The organism is Aliirhizobium smilacinae (genome assembly GCF_006335145.1).
Classification (GTDB): domain Bacteria; phylum Pseudomonadota; class Alphaproteobacteria; order Rhizobiales; family Rhizobiaceae; genus Neorhizobium; species Neorhizobium smilacinae.
Genome location: NZ_VDMN01000003.1, coordinates 655,963 through 669,793, shown reverse-complemented (window position 1 = coordinate 669,793; position 13,831 = coordinate 655,963). Strand labels below are relative to the sequence as shown.

Genomic DNA, 13,831 nt, shown 5'->3' with positions numbered 1-13,831 from the left:
TAGGCTGAATTCTGACCCGAGAGCTTCGGATAGGCGGGATTGGTGTTGGCCTTGTCGTGACAGGTCAGGCAGGCCGGGACCTTGTCAGTAGTGCGGCCCTGTTCTGCCAGCACACGGCCCTTTTCGACGAGACCCGAAATGGGCTGTGTCGCCTGACGAGGAGCCGTTGGTTGATTGGCATAATAGGCGGCAAGTTCCGGCAGGCTTTCTGCCGGCATTGTGCCGACGGCCACCTGCATGATCCCGCTCGGGCGCTGCTTGTCCGCATACGCCTTCAGAGCGTTGAGGAGATACGCTTCTGATTGGCCGGCAAGCCTTGGAATGTGACTGCCGTCATTAAGCTTGCTTTCGGCATGGCAGCTTTGGCAAGTGACGGGCAGAGGCGAAACCTCACCGGCCTGGCCGACCCCGTGTAGGCCGGATGCCTGTTTATAAGCATTGGTGTCCATCTCCGGCAGTTTGCGCAAAAAGGCGACCATTGACCACACCTCATCATCGCGCGACTGCACGGGCCATGCCGGCATGCCGGTGAAGCGAACGCCATGCTTGACGATCTCGAACAGTTCCGCGTCTGACCATTGCGGCACGACGGTTTTCAGATCGGGCGGGGGGGGCAACATGGCAAGAACCGAATCCGGGCGCGGCTGTGCAGGCGAACCGTGACAGATGGCACAGCCGGTTTCGAAATGCCCTGCAGCGCCGGGTATAAGTCCCTGGTCGTCAAGCGCCGGCACATCTCCTGCCGCGACCGCACGGACGGAGACGGAATTGCGCATCACCCAATGCAGGAACCAATCGGTGACCGCCCAATGACCGGTGGAGGCCCGCACACTCATTAATCCCGACCAGCCCACTGCCAGCCCGAGGAAAGGTGCGATGACGGCGAGCACGAACAGGTGCTTCCAGCGAATGATCACCAGCCCCTCCTCCCGGATGTCTCGAGACCGTTGGAATTCAATGTTGTCGCCAGAAGCGACACGCCGCCAGCGAGATAGACAGCGGCCCCGACGAGCAGCATGATGACGCCTCCCGCCTGCTGATCGCCGATGGGGCTGAGCGAGAGGCCAAAACAGGTGACCTCGCCATTCCCGTAAAGCGGTCGCGGCGATAGTGCGAGCAACGCCCCAAGCAGCGTCATATGCATGGAGGTGAAAAGTAACCCAACCGCACCGGCCATCCGGCGCCCATCGCGGCCCGCGCCCAGCCCGCCGAGACAGGAGAGCCAGAGAGCCAGCCCTGCAACGAGAAAGATAAGCTGTTCGATTGACGCTATCGCAACGGTGCTTTCTGATAGCGCCCGGAGAGCCGGAATATGCCAGGTCCAGACGGCCAGCAACTCGGCGAGCGAAGCAACGATGGGGGAGAACCACGGCAAACGCGCCGGGAGATCGAGACGGGTTCCCGAAAGACCGATCGCAATCAACGGTGCTGCACCAGCAACAACGCCCATATGGGCAATCATATGGATGGTGAAGGAAGTGCGGTCGGCAAAGGGAAGCAGAGCGCCCCAGAGCACCATGAGCAGGATCACACCGGCTGCAAGCGAAGCCACCTTCATCGTTGGCACTCCGCGATAAAAATCAGCGGGATTGCCGCATAGACGACGGCCACGAAGCTAAGGCCGGACAGAAGCAAGGTCGCAAATCCCTGGAAAAGGGTGCGATCTCTTCGAGTCGGCTCGTCATGCGGCGGATCACCGGAACCGAAACCCCATTGGCGCCAGGCAAGATAAGCAGAGAGTACGATCGCCATGAGCGCCAGAACCGTCAAGCCGCCAAGCGCCAGCCGCACCACAGCGAAGCCGAAATCGAGCGAGGCCGCTTTGGCGCAGTAAACCGCCACCGCGGCATAACAACCGAGAAAATGGATCGCCCAGACGGTCGGCGCGGTAAACAGGGTCCAGAGGCTCTCCACCTCCCTAGGAATGACGCTTTTCATGCGCTCACCATCGGAAACAGGCCGAGCACCGCGAAGGTAATGACGGCAGTAAATGCCATAAAGTGCCAGTAGAGCGTGACGTTGCGGATATCCTGATCATACTCCGTCGTCATCCGCCCGGCAAAGTTGCGAGCCAGACAATAGGCCTGCATCACAATTCCCACCGCACCGTGGACCACTGTCCAGATGACAATGACCCATACCGTTGCCGGATAGACGTTGGAGGTTGGGTCCATGCCATGGAAATACGGACCCGCCAACCCGGCCAGACAGGCGGCAACGGTGGCAAAAATACCGGCGGCAAGTGCGAGCCGGCAGCCTGGGTGCCCCCTCGCGTTCAAGTGGCGTGCCACTATCGTTAAAAGCCATGCGATGATGAAAAGTGAGAGCGCCACCATGGGCCAGAGCGCGCCCGGACCAGGCGCTCCTGTGGTAAAATCGTCATGCACCGTCCAGTAGAAGAAATAACCAAAGATCAGACTGGCAAAGGCTGTCCCATCGCCGACCATGGTGATGAACATCGCCCACCAACCGACCGAAGCCGGACCGGAAACATAGACAGGCAGCTCTTGCCCGAGACCAACATCAACCTTTTCCGCCTCCGGTATCTGCGCGGTACCCGTCCAAAGCCACCAAACGATGGCGATCAAGGTGATGATCGCGCAGATGATCGTGGGGATCCACCAGTGAAAGGTGAGTGCGATGAACACTCCCCCGAGCGCCAGCGCCGAAATCATCGGCACATAAGAGACGCCGCCGACACGCAAGCATTGGATTGGCTCGGCATCGAGCACCGACGTGACAAGCGTCTCGCGTTTGCCCGATTTGGCGTCGGGAAGATAGTAGCGCCCCGCCTCGATATTGGCCTGGAGATCAGGCTGTTCCCAGAGCGGGTAGCGGCTTGTGATGATTGGTACAGACCGCATGCCCCAACTCTCTTGCGGGTCATTGGTCCATTCGAGTGTGCCCGCACTCCACGGGTTGAGATTGCGCCCGGAAGTTTTAGGCTTAGGCCGCAGGATGTCGATGACGAAGGTCGCGACACCGGCCGCGAAGATGAAGGCGCCAACCGTGGAGACAAGATTAAACAGGTTCCAGCCAAATTCCTCCGGGTAGGTGAACACCCGCCGCGGCATCCCACGAAGACCGGAAAGGTGCATGGGGAAAAAGCCGAGATTGAAGCCGACGAACATGAGCCAGAAGGCAAGTTTCCCCCATGCAGCCGACAGCTTCTTTCCCGTCACGAAGGGGAAATAATAATAGATGCCGGCAACGATCGGGAAGAACATGCCGCCGATCAGCACGTAATGCAGGTGGGCGACGATGAAATAGGTATCATGCGCCTGCCAGTCGAAGGGCGCGAGCGCTACCATCACGCCAGTCAGTCCCCCGATGGTGAAGATCGCCAGGCCGCCGGCGCCAAACAGCATAGGCACCGAAAAGATCACCCGGCCAGCCAGCATGGTGGCGATGAAAACGAAAATCTGAACACCGGTGGGGATCGCGACAGCCTCAGAGGCTGCGGAAAAGAAGGCGAGCGAGATCTGCGGCAGGCCGGTGGTGAACATGTGATGCACCCACAGCCCGAAACTGAGGAAGCCTGTGCCGACGGCGGCAAGTACGATCCAGGAATAACCGACGATCGGGCGCTGCGAAAAGGTCGGCACGATCATCGCCATCAGCGCGATGGCCGGCAGGAAGACGATGTAGACTTCCGGGTGACCAAAGATCCAGAACAGGTGCTGCCAAAGCAGCGGATCACCGCCGCGCGACACATCGAAGAACGGCCAGTCGAACATTCGCTCCATCTCGAACAGGATGTCGCCGGCGATCAGTGGCGGGAAGGCGAAGAGGATCATGCCGGCGACGATCAGGAGATACCACGCAAACATCGGCATCATGTTGATACGCATGCCGGGAGCGCGGCATTTCATGATGCCGACGATGATCTCGACGGCGGCGGCAATCGACGCAACCTCGATGAAGGACAGGCCGAGCAGCCAGATGTCGGCACCGATGCCGGCATATTCCTTGTCGGTGGCAAGTGGGGGATACATGAACCAGCCGGCATTCGGAGCAGAATCGAAGAAGATCGAACCGCAGACAAAGATGCCGCCGAGCAGAAAACTCCAGAATCCGAAGGCCGAAAGCCGCGGAAACGGTAGCTCGCGCGCGCCCAGCATCGAGGGAAGAAGAAAAATCGCCACAGCCTCGAAGATCGGTACGGCAAACAGGAACATCATCACCGTGCCATGCAGGGTGAAAGCCTGGTTGTAGAGATCGGCGGAGATCAGATCATTGTTGGGTGTTGCAAGCTGCGCACGCATCAGCAGCCCGAGCAAACCTGCAAACAGCATGAAGGCAAATGCGGTAACGCCGTACCAGAGGCCGATCTCGCTATTGTTAACCGAGGTCCAGTAACGCCAGCCGCCCGGCGTCTTCCACACCGAACGCAGCCGCTCTTCCTGCGCCGCCCGTTCCTCGGGCGAAAAATTGCCGAGCTCCACCATCACTTGAGCTCCTTCAGGAAGGCCGCGATTGTCTTGATGTCGTCTTCGGGAAGCATGCCGAAATGCGGCATCTTCACACCGGGCTTTGTCCTTTCCGGATAGGAGATGAAGCGGGCGATATCCTCTTGCGTATGCGGCAATGTTCCAGCGGCCAGCGTGCCTCGCTCGCCGAATGCCGTCAGTTCGGGCCCAATGCGGCCCGCAGCGGCAGTGCCGGATATCGCATGGCACGCCCCGCAGCCATTTTTAAGAAAAACCGCAAGCCCTTCGGCATCTCGTGGACCCGGAACCTGACGCTCAACGAGCCATGCCTCATGCTCGTCGGGCGCAACCGCCCTCACGGTAAACGCCATCAGCGCGTGAGATTGTCCGCAGAATTCGGCGCAGACACCGCGATAGATCCCTTCCCTGTCGGCCATCAAGGTCAGCGGGTTGGTTCGGCCGGGGATCATGTCCATCTTGCCGCCAAGCGACGGGACCCAGAAGGAATGAATGACATCTACCGCCTTGAGCAAGAAATGCGCCGGCTGCCCCACCGGAATCCGCACCTCGTTGGCCGTCTCGAACATCACTTCCCCGGCCTCATCAAGATAGCGCACCCGCCACCAGAACTGTTCGCCGGTGACTTCGATACGGTGCACCTGCTGGTCATCCGGCAGCCACGGGCGGACCGCCGGCATCAGCCACACGCCGTAGGACAGGAGCGCGCAGAGGATGATGGCCGGCAGGATCGCGCCGCACCAGAGGATGACGCGTCCCGCACTTTGCTCGGAATAGACGCGCTTCTTGCGGGATGCATAGATAAGGGCCGCGACGACCGCGCTCCAGATGATGATGCCAGCGATCAGCATGACAAAGAAGAGGTGGGCTACATGGGACGCCTCCGGTCCTGCCGGATCGAGCGCCGAGTGAGGGCCGGAACAGCCGCTGAGGGATAGGGCAGAGAAAAGGATAGACGATGAACCAAATCGGGATCTTGAGGTCCAAAGGATCAAATCCCTTGGCCGGCACACGTCGCTGCTCCCATCAGCCATCATCGATTGAACGTCCCCACTCATGCAATGACGACACCATCAAACTGCATCACGCCGCTGCCCCGCCAACGCGCGCTTTTCCTTTTGGTTCCCGGACGGATTTACTCTCCCTACGTGTAATTATTGCCAAAAAAGTATATTTATGCCGCCACAGTGCCACAACCAGCTATCAGGAGCTGTTTTTTTTGCAGCGTCGCCATTCTTATATTCCACCATCGCCTTAGCGCTAAAACAGCAAGTTTCGATGGTCGGAATGGCAAGTCGCGAATGTCGATCGCTGTGATCCTGCGCTCTGCACCTGCGAGGTATGCATGGGTCGGCCTGAGCCTAATTTAAGCTTTCCTCGTTTTCGTCGTACATTTTCCAAATCACCCTTTGGTTTTCGCCCGACCTGCCGAATTCCTGCAAGGTTCTGAAGATGGAGAAAGCCGCTGCTGCCTAATCGGGCGGTTTGAACGGTTGAAATCAGTCATACGAGGGACGCTGCACAATGCGGGTCGCGCAGGCGGAACAATCTTTTATTCTCGAGGTTTCCTTTTGCATCGTGGGAGGAAAGATCATGAGCAATCGCAACATAGTAAAAAGTGCGACGAAAGCGCGCCAGGGCCAGACGGGAAAACCTGTCCTGATCGTACTCTGCGCAGGCCTGTGCCTTTCGGCTGTAGCATGGGCCGGAGCGGAATTTTGGGGAGAAGCAACCGACGCCCCTGCTGAACAAACCGCAACGCCACCTGCAGGCGGCAACAGCCCGCAATCTGCCTCGAGCACAAGTGACCCAACAACAGGCACCAGAGCCGTCGATCGGACGCCGCACGCCGAGGGTGGAACGGGCGGTGCATCTCAAACCAATGTCCCCTCCGGCAATGTCAGCACACCGTGAGGGTCGATCTCTCCTGGCGTCTCAACACATTTGGCAATTCGGCGTCGAGCCGTGATCGAAGCTAGGCAGGAATGTCCGATGAATAAGCCCGGAAACTTTGTGCCTTTAGATCCAACGGACTCTCGAGCTTCGTCGTCCATCAGATGGTGGCACTCGGCAGTTGTCTATCAAATTTATCCGCGCAGCTTCCTGGATTCGAACGGAGATGGGATAGGCGACCTCCAAGGGATCATTTCCAAACTCGATTACCTGAAACAGCTTGGCGTCGACGTAATCTGGCTATCGCCGATCTATCGATCACCGATGGACGACAATGGTTACGACATATCCGACTATCAGGATATCGCGCCGGAGTTTGGAACTCTCGACGACTTCGATCAGCTCGTTGCCGAAGCCGCTGACAAAGGTATCGGCATCATGCTTGACCTTGTCGTTAACCACACTTCCGACGCGCATCCATGGTTCGTTGAATCCCGTAGAAATCGAAAGAACAGACGGCGGGATTTCTACATATGGCGGGAGCCCGCGCCTGACGGCGGCCCTCCAAACGCCATGCAGTCCTCCTTCGGAGGGTCCGCGTGGACCCTAAATGAGGAAACCAACCAATATTACCTGCATCTTTTCTCCACGCGGCAGCCAGATCTCAACTGGGAAAACCCTGCGGTGCGAAGCGAGATCTACGAGATGATGAACTGGTGGCTGGCGCGCGGTATCGTCGGTTTCCGGATGGATGTAATCGATCATATCGGCAAGCAGGTCGAGAAAGACATTATAACCGACGGCCCGCATTTGCACGATTTCATCCAAGAGATGAACAAGGCGACATTCGGCAGACACGACGTCGTCACGGTCGGAGAGGCATGGAGTGCGACGCCTGCATCCGCGCTGGTTTATTCTGGCAAAGCTCGCCACGAATTGTCGATGGTCTTCCAATTCGAGCACGTCATCAGACAATGGGACGAGACCTACGGGAAATGGCGGCCGAAGCCGTTCGATCTGGTCCAGCTAAAAAGCATCTTTGGAAAATGGCAGCTTGCCTTGGCCCATGATGGCTGGAACTCGCTGTTTTGGGGCAATCATGATCTTCCACGCGCCGTCTCCCGTTATGGCAATTCCGAGGGTTATCGCGTCGAGTCTGCGAAGATGCTGGCGATCGTCCTGCATATGCTAAAAGGGACGCCCTACATTTTTCAAGGGGAAGAGATCGGCATGACAAACATGCCGTTCACCTCGATCGAGCAGTACAGAGATGTTGAGACGCTCAACATGCATCGTCTGCATCTCGAGGCCGGACTATCGCCAGAGGAATTCATTCGCGGGGCGAATGAGAGCGGTCGTGACAACGCCCGCACTCCGATGCAATGGGCGAGGTCGCCGAATGCGGGATTTTCGACCGGCACGCCCTGGATTGAAGTCAATCCAAACTATCTGGCTATCAATGCCGAAGCGGCAATAGCTGAAGATGCGTCCATATGGCATCACTATCGATCGCTGATTGGCCTGCGCAAATCCCATCCCGTAATCATCTATGGCGACTATCAATCATGGCTCGATCAGCACCCGTATGTGTATGTCTACACACGCACGCTCGGTACTGATCGCCTCACAGTCGTCGCCAGTTTCAAGTCGGACGAACTGATCATCAGCATGCCTTCTGAATTGGTCGGCAAGGGCGTCTGCCTCGTCTCCAATTACGGGGCTATGAATGAAGTCTCGGCGACCATCACACTGAAGCCATTCGAAGCGTTTGCTATACTGAGCAACATGTCCGCCCTCAAATAGCTTGCTCAAAACAGCAATAGCGTCGACCTAGACGTCGCTGCGCTTCAGTAAATAGTCCAAGCCGCCGGCGCGATACCAACGATAGCCGTAGGGCTCTATCACCATGTGATGGTTGCCATCGTCTTCCGCACGGCTGTCGCTTCCGTCAGAGATATCGATCAGGATATTGCCGTCGGCACCAATGCCGGTGTCGAAGGTGATCTCGACCGGCTTGTCATGAAAGTTATGGATGATGATGACAGCATTGTTCCGCCAATCATATCGCATCGCCAAGACTCCGGCGTCGCCGCAATCCAGCAACTCGAAGGTTCCCCAGCCGATTTCCGGTGCCTCCTTGCGCATGCGGATCATCCGCTCGGTCCAGTTCAGCATCGATTGAGGATCGCGACGCTGGAAGGCGACATTGAGGTGCTCGAAACCGTAGGGACCTTCCTTGATGACCGGAAGGACAGGTTTTTCGCCCTTGGTGAACCCTCCTTGAGGTTCGTCAGACCACTGCATCGGTGTGCGCGCGCAATTGCGTTCCGGCAATGAAAGATCATCACCCATCCCGATCTCGTCCCCGTACCGCAGGACGGGTGTGCCTGGCAGCGAATACATGAGGCTGTAGGCAAGCTTCATCCGTCGTTCGTCCCCTCCAAGCATGGGCGCCAAGCGACGCCGGATTCCGCGATTGTAGAGTTGCATATCCTTATCCGGACCGAGGGCGGAAAACACCTGCTGGCGCTGCTTGTCATTCAGCCGGCCAAGGTCGAGCTCGTCGTGATTGCGCAGGAAAATCCCCCATTGCCCGGTATGCGGTCGCTCCTGCGTATCATACATTGCCTTGGCAAGCGGGCGCGTATCAGCGCTCGCGAGCGCATAGAACAATGCCTGATTGACATGGAAGTTGAACATCATCTGCATGCGATCGCCATCGTCACCGAAATATTGCAGGTTCTCTTTTGGTACGACATTCGCCTCCGCCAGGATGATACTGTCACCCTGCCGCCATTGGAGGAACTCGCGGAACATGCGGAGCATGTCGAACTGTTGCTTTGGCACCTTCACATCAGCGCCCTTTTCGGCGATCACGAAAGGTACCGCATCCATTCGGAAACCAGACACGCCGAGCTGCAGCCAGAAGCCCATGATTTTCAAGATTTCCGCCTGGACATGAGGGTTGGCCGTATTCAGGTCTGGCTGGAAGTCATAGAAGCGATGGAAGTAATAGTCTCCCGACGACTTGTCTCGCGTCCAGGTCGTCTTTTGGACCCCAGGAAAGACCATCCCCTCGTCCGCGTTCGCAGGCTTTTTCTTCGACCAGACATACCAGTCGCGGTATTGGGATTTTCTATCTGAGCGAGCCTGCTGGAACCAAGGATGCTGGTCGGACGTATGGTTGACCACCAGGTCTATGAGGACACGGATGCCGCGCTGTTTGGCGCCATGGGTGAATTCGACGAAATCGCCGAGCGTCCCGTAGCGGGGGTCGACGTTATAGTAGTCGCAGACATCATAGCCGTCGTCGCGGCCAGGCGAGGTCTGAAACGGCATCAGCCATATTGCGTTGACACCAAGCCCCGCCAGATAGTCGAGACGACGTTGCAATCCTTGGAAATCTCCGACGCCGTCACCGTTCGAATCCATGAAGGTCTCGACGGATAGGCAATAGACGACGGCATTCTTATACCACAGGTCGTTGATCAAGATGGCCTCCGCTCACTGTCTGCGAGGAGGACAAAGCGCAATATTAGGCGAAAAGTTCCCTTCAGGCCGACTCCATGTAGTGATAGGTGTGAGATACATCGATCATCGAAGCCTCGGAAAGTCTAAGGATCGGTGTAAGCGGTGGCGCGAATCCGTATGCCGCGGTCACCGGGATCCTGCGAAAAAAGAATTACTCCGGTGGATTTGGATTCCGCGGGAACATAATCGAAGGTGACATCCGTGGTTTCCAATGGATTCCCGCCGTTGAGGATCTCGCCCCGAACCACCACGCCAGCGGCCGTCGCAGTCGATCTGTTTGCAATGTCAAACGTCACCCGATAACCACCTGCAACCGGATTCCTGCTCGTGATAACAATGCCAAGGTCAGGCGGTTTGTGGCCGTCCGTGACCGCTTCGAAGAAAATGAACCCGATCATCGAAAGCACGAGTAGGGCTGAAACGCAGCCTGTCGCCCATTCGACCCAATGCGCTTCCCGGTCTTCAATGCTTGAGGGCGATGGCATAATGCTTCCTTTAAAGTATGAGCCGCGCTGCCGCGGCCCCTATTGCTCCAGGAAAACTCAAAACGATGGAGGACATCACCATCTGGCTGACAGCTTTGCCGTCGAGGCGGCCGAATAGCCACAGAACGAAAAAACTGACCGCCATGGCGACGACATAACCGGGTAAGGTAAATCGAACGAGGACATGCCACCTAGGAGCGGCCGCCGACATCTGGTGGGTCCCTTTGAAGGCTACCGCGTATACAAATGCATGCATAATCGCGATTGACGCCACGATCGCAAAAAGCGCGTGCCAGGCAGTCATTTTGTAGGATATTAGAATGATCTCTTCGGTTGGAGCGATGTTGAGGTTGAGGAAAAGCGCACCGACAGCCATTAGGAAAAGTTCGTGACCATAGTTGCCCGACATCCTATCGCGAACGGCGTCCTCACCCTTTCCGCCATCATCATCCTGATCTCCACCTGAACCTGTGTGGTCTGCGAGTTGTGACCGTCCAAGAAGAGCGCCGATGCTCGCCGCCACAGCCTGAATGGAGATCTTACCGATAATCTCTGACATCGGCATGGACGTTTTGATGTCACCAAGGAGGACGAGAATGAGCGCACTCATCACAATCCCAAGACCATAGGCGATTGCGGCGTCTCGGCAGGCCTGCGCAAGCGTGTAGGTCTTTTCGAATCCGACACGATGCGCAAGCGCGATCAAAAGTGGGATATTGACGAGAACGAGCAGGAGGAGCCGGGAGCGCTCCATATAAAAACCGAGCTGCCACAGCTCCATCGTCATGAGCATTGGAAGGCCAAAAAGCAGGGCACCAGCTGCCCCACGGCCAATTCCGACCAGAAATTTTCGAGAGCCTTCGGGTGCCTCCCTTCCAATCCGGCTTTCCACCTATCCCTCCAAGCACGCGGTTGCCATCACCGGTCCGCCCCAACGATTGACCCTGAGCAAACGTTCCTCCCGCATTTGAAGCACACATTCGTGATGAATGTTCCGATCCGCAAAATCCTTGCCTGTGCCACTCGCAAACCGGGCGATTGCTGAGGCCGATGTCGCCGTGCTGTTCATAACGAGCGATATTGGAGCGCTGCGCAGCGACGTTCAAGGTGCGCTTGGTGTGATGAGAGAGCCGGTCACGAATCTGGAGCTCGTCGGAGAGTTCACTGCCCGTTGGCAGTCACCGGTCTACGTGGGAGATGGGCCGCTTCTAACCAAAGCAATTTCCAGACCCGCAGACGCGCTGCGACACATGAAGAGCCTAACCCATAGGTCTGGTCCGATATACTGGCGCGCGGTCGATCTACGTCAAAACCCTCTCACAAATCGGGTTCACCCGGAGATTTCTCGGCCGCAATTCATCGCCGCATGTGCCGATGCCGACGCAAGACGTTCAGACAACGAGTGATCTGGAGACCTTCGAACAGCCAGGTGGCTATTCGACCACTTTAATCGACGCCTCCGCAAACCTTATCGCATTTGAGCAGTTAGGGACGACACCGGTTCTGCCAGCTGCAGCAAAAAGGAAAATACCCCGTGAGCGAAATCGAAGAATTTTCGGTGAGCACCAACGGCGATCGTTGGTTCTTGGACATGAGTGGCGGCGAGGCAGTTGTCCTCCATGTGGGGAACGAATCGTCCGGAGGGCATGAGACTAGAACGCCACTCGCAGATTTCCTGAGGGAAAAAGCAGGGAAACCGGAGCACGCAGCGCTCCTGCAAGTTCTTGGTCAATCCCGTGATGAAGTCGAGCATCAGCTCAGCGAAAAGGTGGCGGAAACGTCCTCGCACAAAACGGCGATGGAATACATGCGCCTGGGCGGACGGCGTCTTGCGAAGGTCGACGACAACATCGTTACCTCCCTGACCTGGGAGGACGAGCCTGAGGAAGCAGCGGCGTTTTGGCAGGCCCAGGTTGAGCCATTGGATGAAAAAACCTAGCGCGAGGTCATCCTTCATCTTCCTTCCATCAGCAACCGTTAATTCAAAACCGAGGAGAACGATTATGACTGGCGACCAAAAAGATCTTGGAACTGATGCCTCAAGGACAGATTCCGAGACAGCCGACCGCGCGCGTGAGGTACTTGAGAAGCAGGCAGAACGAGGCATCGAAAGAGCGATGGGTGATAAAGCCTCAGCTGGTTCCGACTATCACCCAGAGCAGGACCCGGCCGAGGGTTCTCTGGAGACCGTGGAACGGGACCTCGCCCCGAAAGACAAAGCTGGCAAGCCGATAGCCGAAAGCGGCCAGGCCAAGCCGTTGACTAAGGAATCCTCACCAGGATCCGAGGCAGCCGAGCCCTCGCCCGAGCGGTAGCCGTGTTAAAAAATCGGCTTGCTCCTTCACGTGACCGCCGGGTTGTCACGCACCATGGGTCCGAAACGCCAAAGCGGCCGGTCATTGCTGACCGGCCGCTTTGTTTTGACATGCCATCGACCTAAGCCGCGGCGAGGGCTTTCTCGATCTCGGGTATCGTATGCCCCGTAAGGTCCTTATCGAGTTCGCCAATGAGCACATCCGAAAGAGACTTGTGGTAGCTTTTGCGCATCTCGCCGAGCGTGCGTGGAGCTGCGACGATGACAAGGCTCTTGATTTTGCCGTCGAGCACTTGGGCGTTTAGCAGGCCCGCGACGCCATTGCTGAACCCATCCTCGTCCTGCTGGCTATCGTCAGGGTTTGCCGCGCTGCTCGGGTGGCGAGCGCCGGATGCGATTTTCGAGCTGTCCACCTCTGCTGACGGCATGGCCTTGAGCTTGACGTTGGCCGCATCGCCCTCGTTCTCAAAGAGTGCAAGTTTTTCGCCATCGGCGACCGCAATTACTGTGTGTTGGGGAAGCTGCATGGGGGATCTCCATCTTCGGCAGCATAGTTTCAACCTTTTGGATGAAGCAGTGCTTGTTTCAGGGCTACAGTAACCCTGGCACAGACAATCAGTTCCTTGTGCTCGGACATCCGCCGAGCTTCCAAGTCTGCAAAGTTTCCCTTAGCGATGAAGTCACGATGCGAGGATCTCCGCAATAACGACGCGATATCCTGGCAGCGCGAGATCGATATCGCCGATGTCTTGGACAGTGAACCAGCCCAGTTCGGAATGCTCGGTTCCCAGAAGTTGAGCCATTTGCCCTTCCCATTTGTGTATCGCGTAGATGTAAAATGGCCGCTTCCGTTGGTCGTCTGAATCTTCGAAAATTGTTGCCTCCAGGCTGAAGGCAAGTGGCGTCAAGCCGACTTCTTCCTGACACTCGCGCACGAGTGCGACATCGAACTCCTCGCCTTGTTCGACATGGCCCCCGACAAGATCCCACAGGTGTGGCGACCATTTTCGATGGGGCGCACGCCTGACGAGCAGGATCTTTTCACCCTCGACGAATGCGGCGCAGACAATTGTCTTCATGGGGTGTTCTCTCCCTTAGCCAGCGCGCAAATTTGCGGCGCTAGGTAAGGCAACCTTCTTTCGACGAGAGGGTTCCTACCA

Annotated in this window: 13 protein-coding genes; 3 read left to right on the top strand and 10 right to left on the bottom strand. The window is 57.2% G+C overall.

Annotated features, from left to right (window positions below):
• The 5 genes from FHP24_RS17925 to coxB all read right to left on the bottom strand — a co-directional run.
• On the bottom strand, positions 1-917 hold a 917-nt coding region (locus FHP24_RS17925), incomplete at its 3' end, for a c-type cytochrome (protein ID WP_139677575.1).
• Positions 914-1,558, bottom strand: coding sequence for a cytochrome c oxidase assembly protein (locus tag FHP24_RS17920; RefSeq protein WP_139677574.1), 645 nt, complete (start codon positions 1,556-1,558; stop codon positions 914-916). The genes FHP24_RS17920 and FHP24_RS17925, both read right to left, overlap by 4 nt.
• A complete protein-coding gene (locus tag FHP24_RS17915; protein WP_139677573.1) occupies positions 1,555-1,938 on the bottom strand; it encodes a hypothetical protein in 384 nt (127 codons plus the stop codon). Before FHP24_RS17915 ends, FHP24_RS17920 begins: the two co-directional genes overlap by 4 nt.
• Positions 1,935-4,448, bottom strand: coding sequence for a cytochrome c oxidase subunit I (gene ctaD, locus FHP24_RS17910; RefSeq protein WP_139677617.1), 2,514 nt, complete (start codon positions 4,446-4,448; stop codon positions 1,935-1,937). Before ctaD ends, FHP24_RS17915 begins: the two co-directional genes overlap by 4 nt.
• A complete protein-coding gene (coxB, locus tag FHP24_RS17905; protein WP_281287453.1) occupies positions 4,448-5,443 on the bottom strand; it encodes a cytochrome c oxidase subunit II in 996 nt (331 codons plus the stop codon). Before coxB ends, ctaD begins: the two co-directional genes overlap by 1 nt.
• A 997-nt stretch (positions 5,444-6,440) precedes the next feature.
• On the opposite strand from coxB, the gene FHP24_RS17900 reads away from it, so the two are divergent.
• Positions 6,441-8,144, top strand: coding sequence for an alpha-glucosidase (locus FHP24_RS17900; protein ID WP_139677572.1), 1,704 nt, complete (start codon positions 6,441-6,443; stop codon positions 8,142-8,144).
• A 27-nt stretch (positions 8,145-8,171) separates the two neighbouring features.
• Here FHP24_RS17900 and FHP24_RS17895 read toward each other — a convergent pair whose 3' ends face one another.
• The 3 genes from FHP24_RS17895 to FHP24_RS17885 all read right to left on the bottom strand — a co-directional run bounded on the left by FHP24_RS17895 (position 8,172) and on the right by FHP24_RS17885 (position 11,249).
• Positions 8,172-9,833, bottom strand: coding sequence for an alpha-amylase family protein (locus FHP24_RS17895; protein ID WP_139677571.1), 1,662 nt, complete (start codon positions 9,831-9,833; stop codon positions 8,172-8,174).
• A gap of 122 nt (positions 9,834-9,955) precedes the next feature.
• Entirely contained in the window at positions 9,956-10,357 is a 402-nt protein-coding gene (locus tag FHP24_RS17890; RefSeq protein ID WP_139677570.1) for a TIGR02588 family protein, read from the bottom strand.
• Positions 10,358-10,367: 10 nt separating this feature from the next.
• Positions 10,368-11,249 (bottom strand): TIGR02587 family membrane protein, encoded by an 882-nt coding sequence (locus FHP24_RS17885; protein WP_139677569.1) that lies wholly within the window; start codon positions 11,247-11,249, stop codon positions 10,368-10,370.
• A gap of 642 nt (positions 11,250-11,891) precedes the next feature.
• Here FHP24_RS17885 and FHP24_RS17880 point away from each other — a divergent pair.
• Positions 11,892-12,296 carry a hypothetical protein gene (locus tag FHP24_RS17880; RefSeq protein WP_139677568.1) on the top strand — a complete coding sequence of 135 codons (405 nt, stop codon included), beginning with the start codon at positions 11,892-11,894 and terminating at the stop codon, positions 12,294-12,296.
• A 64-nt stretch (positions 12,297-12,360) separates the two neighbouring features.
• Positions 12,361-12,672, top strand: coding sequence for a hypothetical protein (locus FHP24_RS17875; protein WP_139677567.1), 312 nt, complete (start codon positions 12,361-12,363; stop codon positions 12,670-12,672).
• 121 nt (positions 12,673-12,793) lie between these two features.
• On the opposite strand, the gene FHP24_RS17870 is transcribed toward FHP24_RS17875, so the two are convergent.
• Both FHP24_RS17870 and FHP24_RS17865 read right to left on the bottom strand, forming a co-directional pair.
• Complete coding sequence (locus tag FHP24_RS17870) at positions 12,794-13,198, bottom strand: host attachment family protein (RefSeq protein WP_139677566.1); 405 nt, start codon at positions 13,196-13,198, stop codon at positions 12,794-12,796.
• A gap of 153 nt (positions 13,199-13,351) precedes the next feature.
• On the bottom strand, positions 13,352-13,750 hold the full coding sequence (locus FHP24_RS17865) for an NUDIX hydrolase (RefSeq protein ID WP_139677565.1): 399 nt from the start codon (positions 13,748-13,750) through the stop codon (positions 13,352-13,354).
• Positions 13,751-13,831 lie beyond the last annotated feature (81 nt).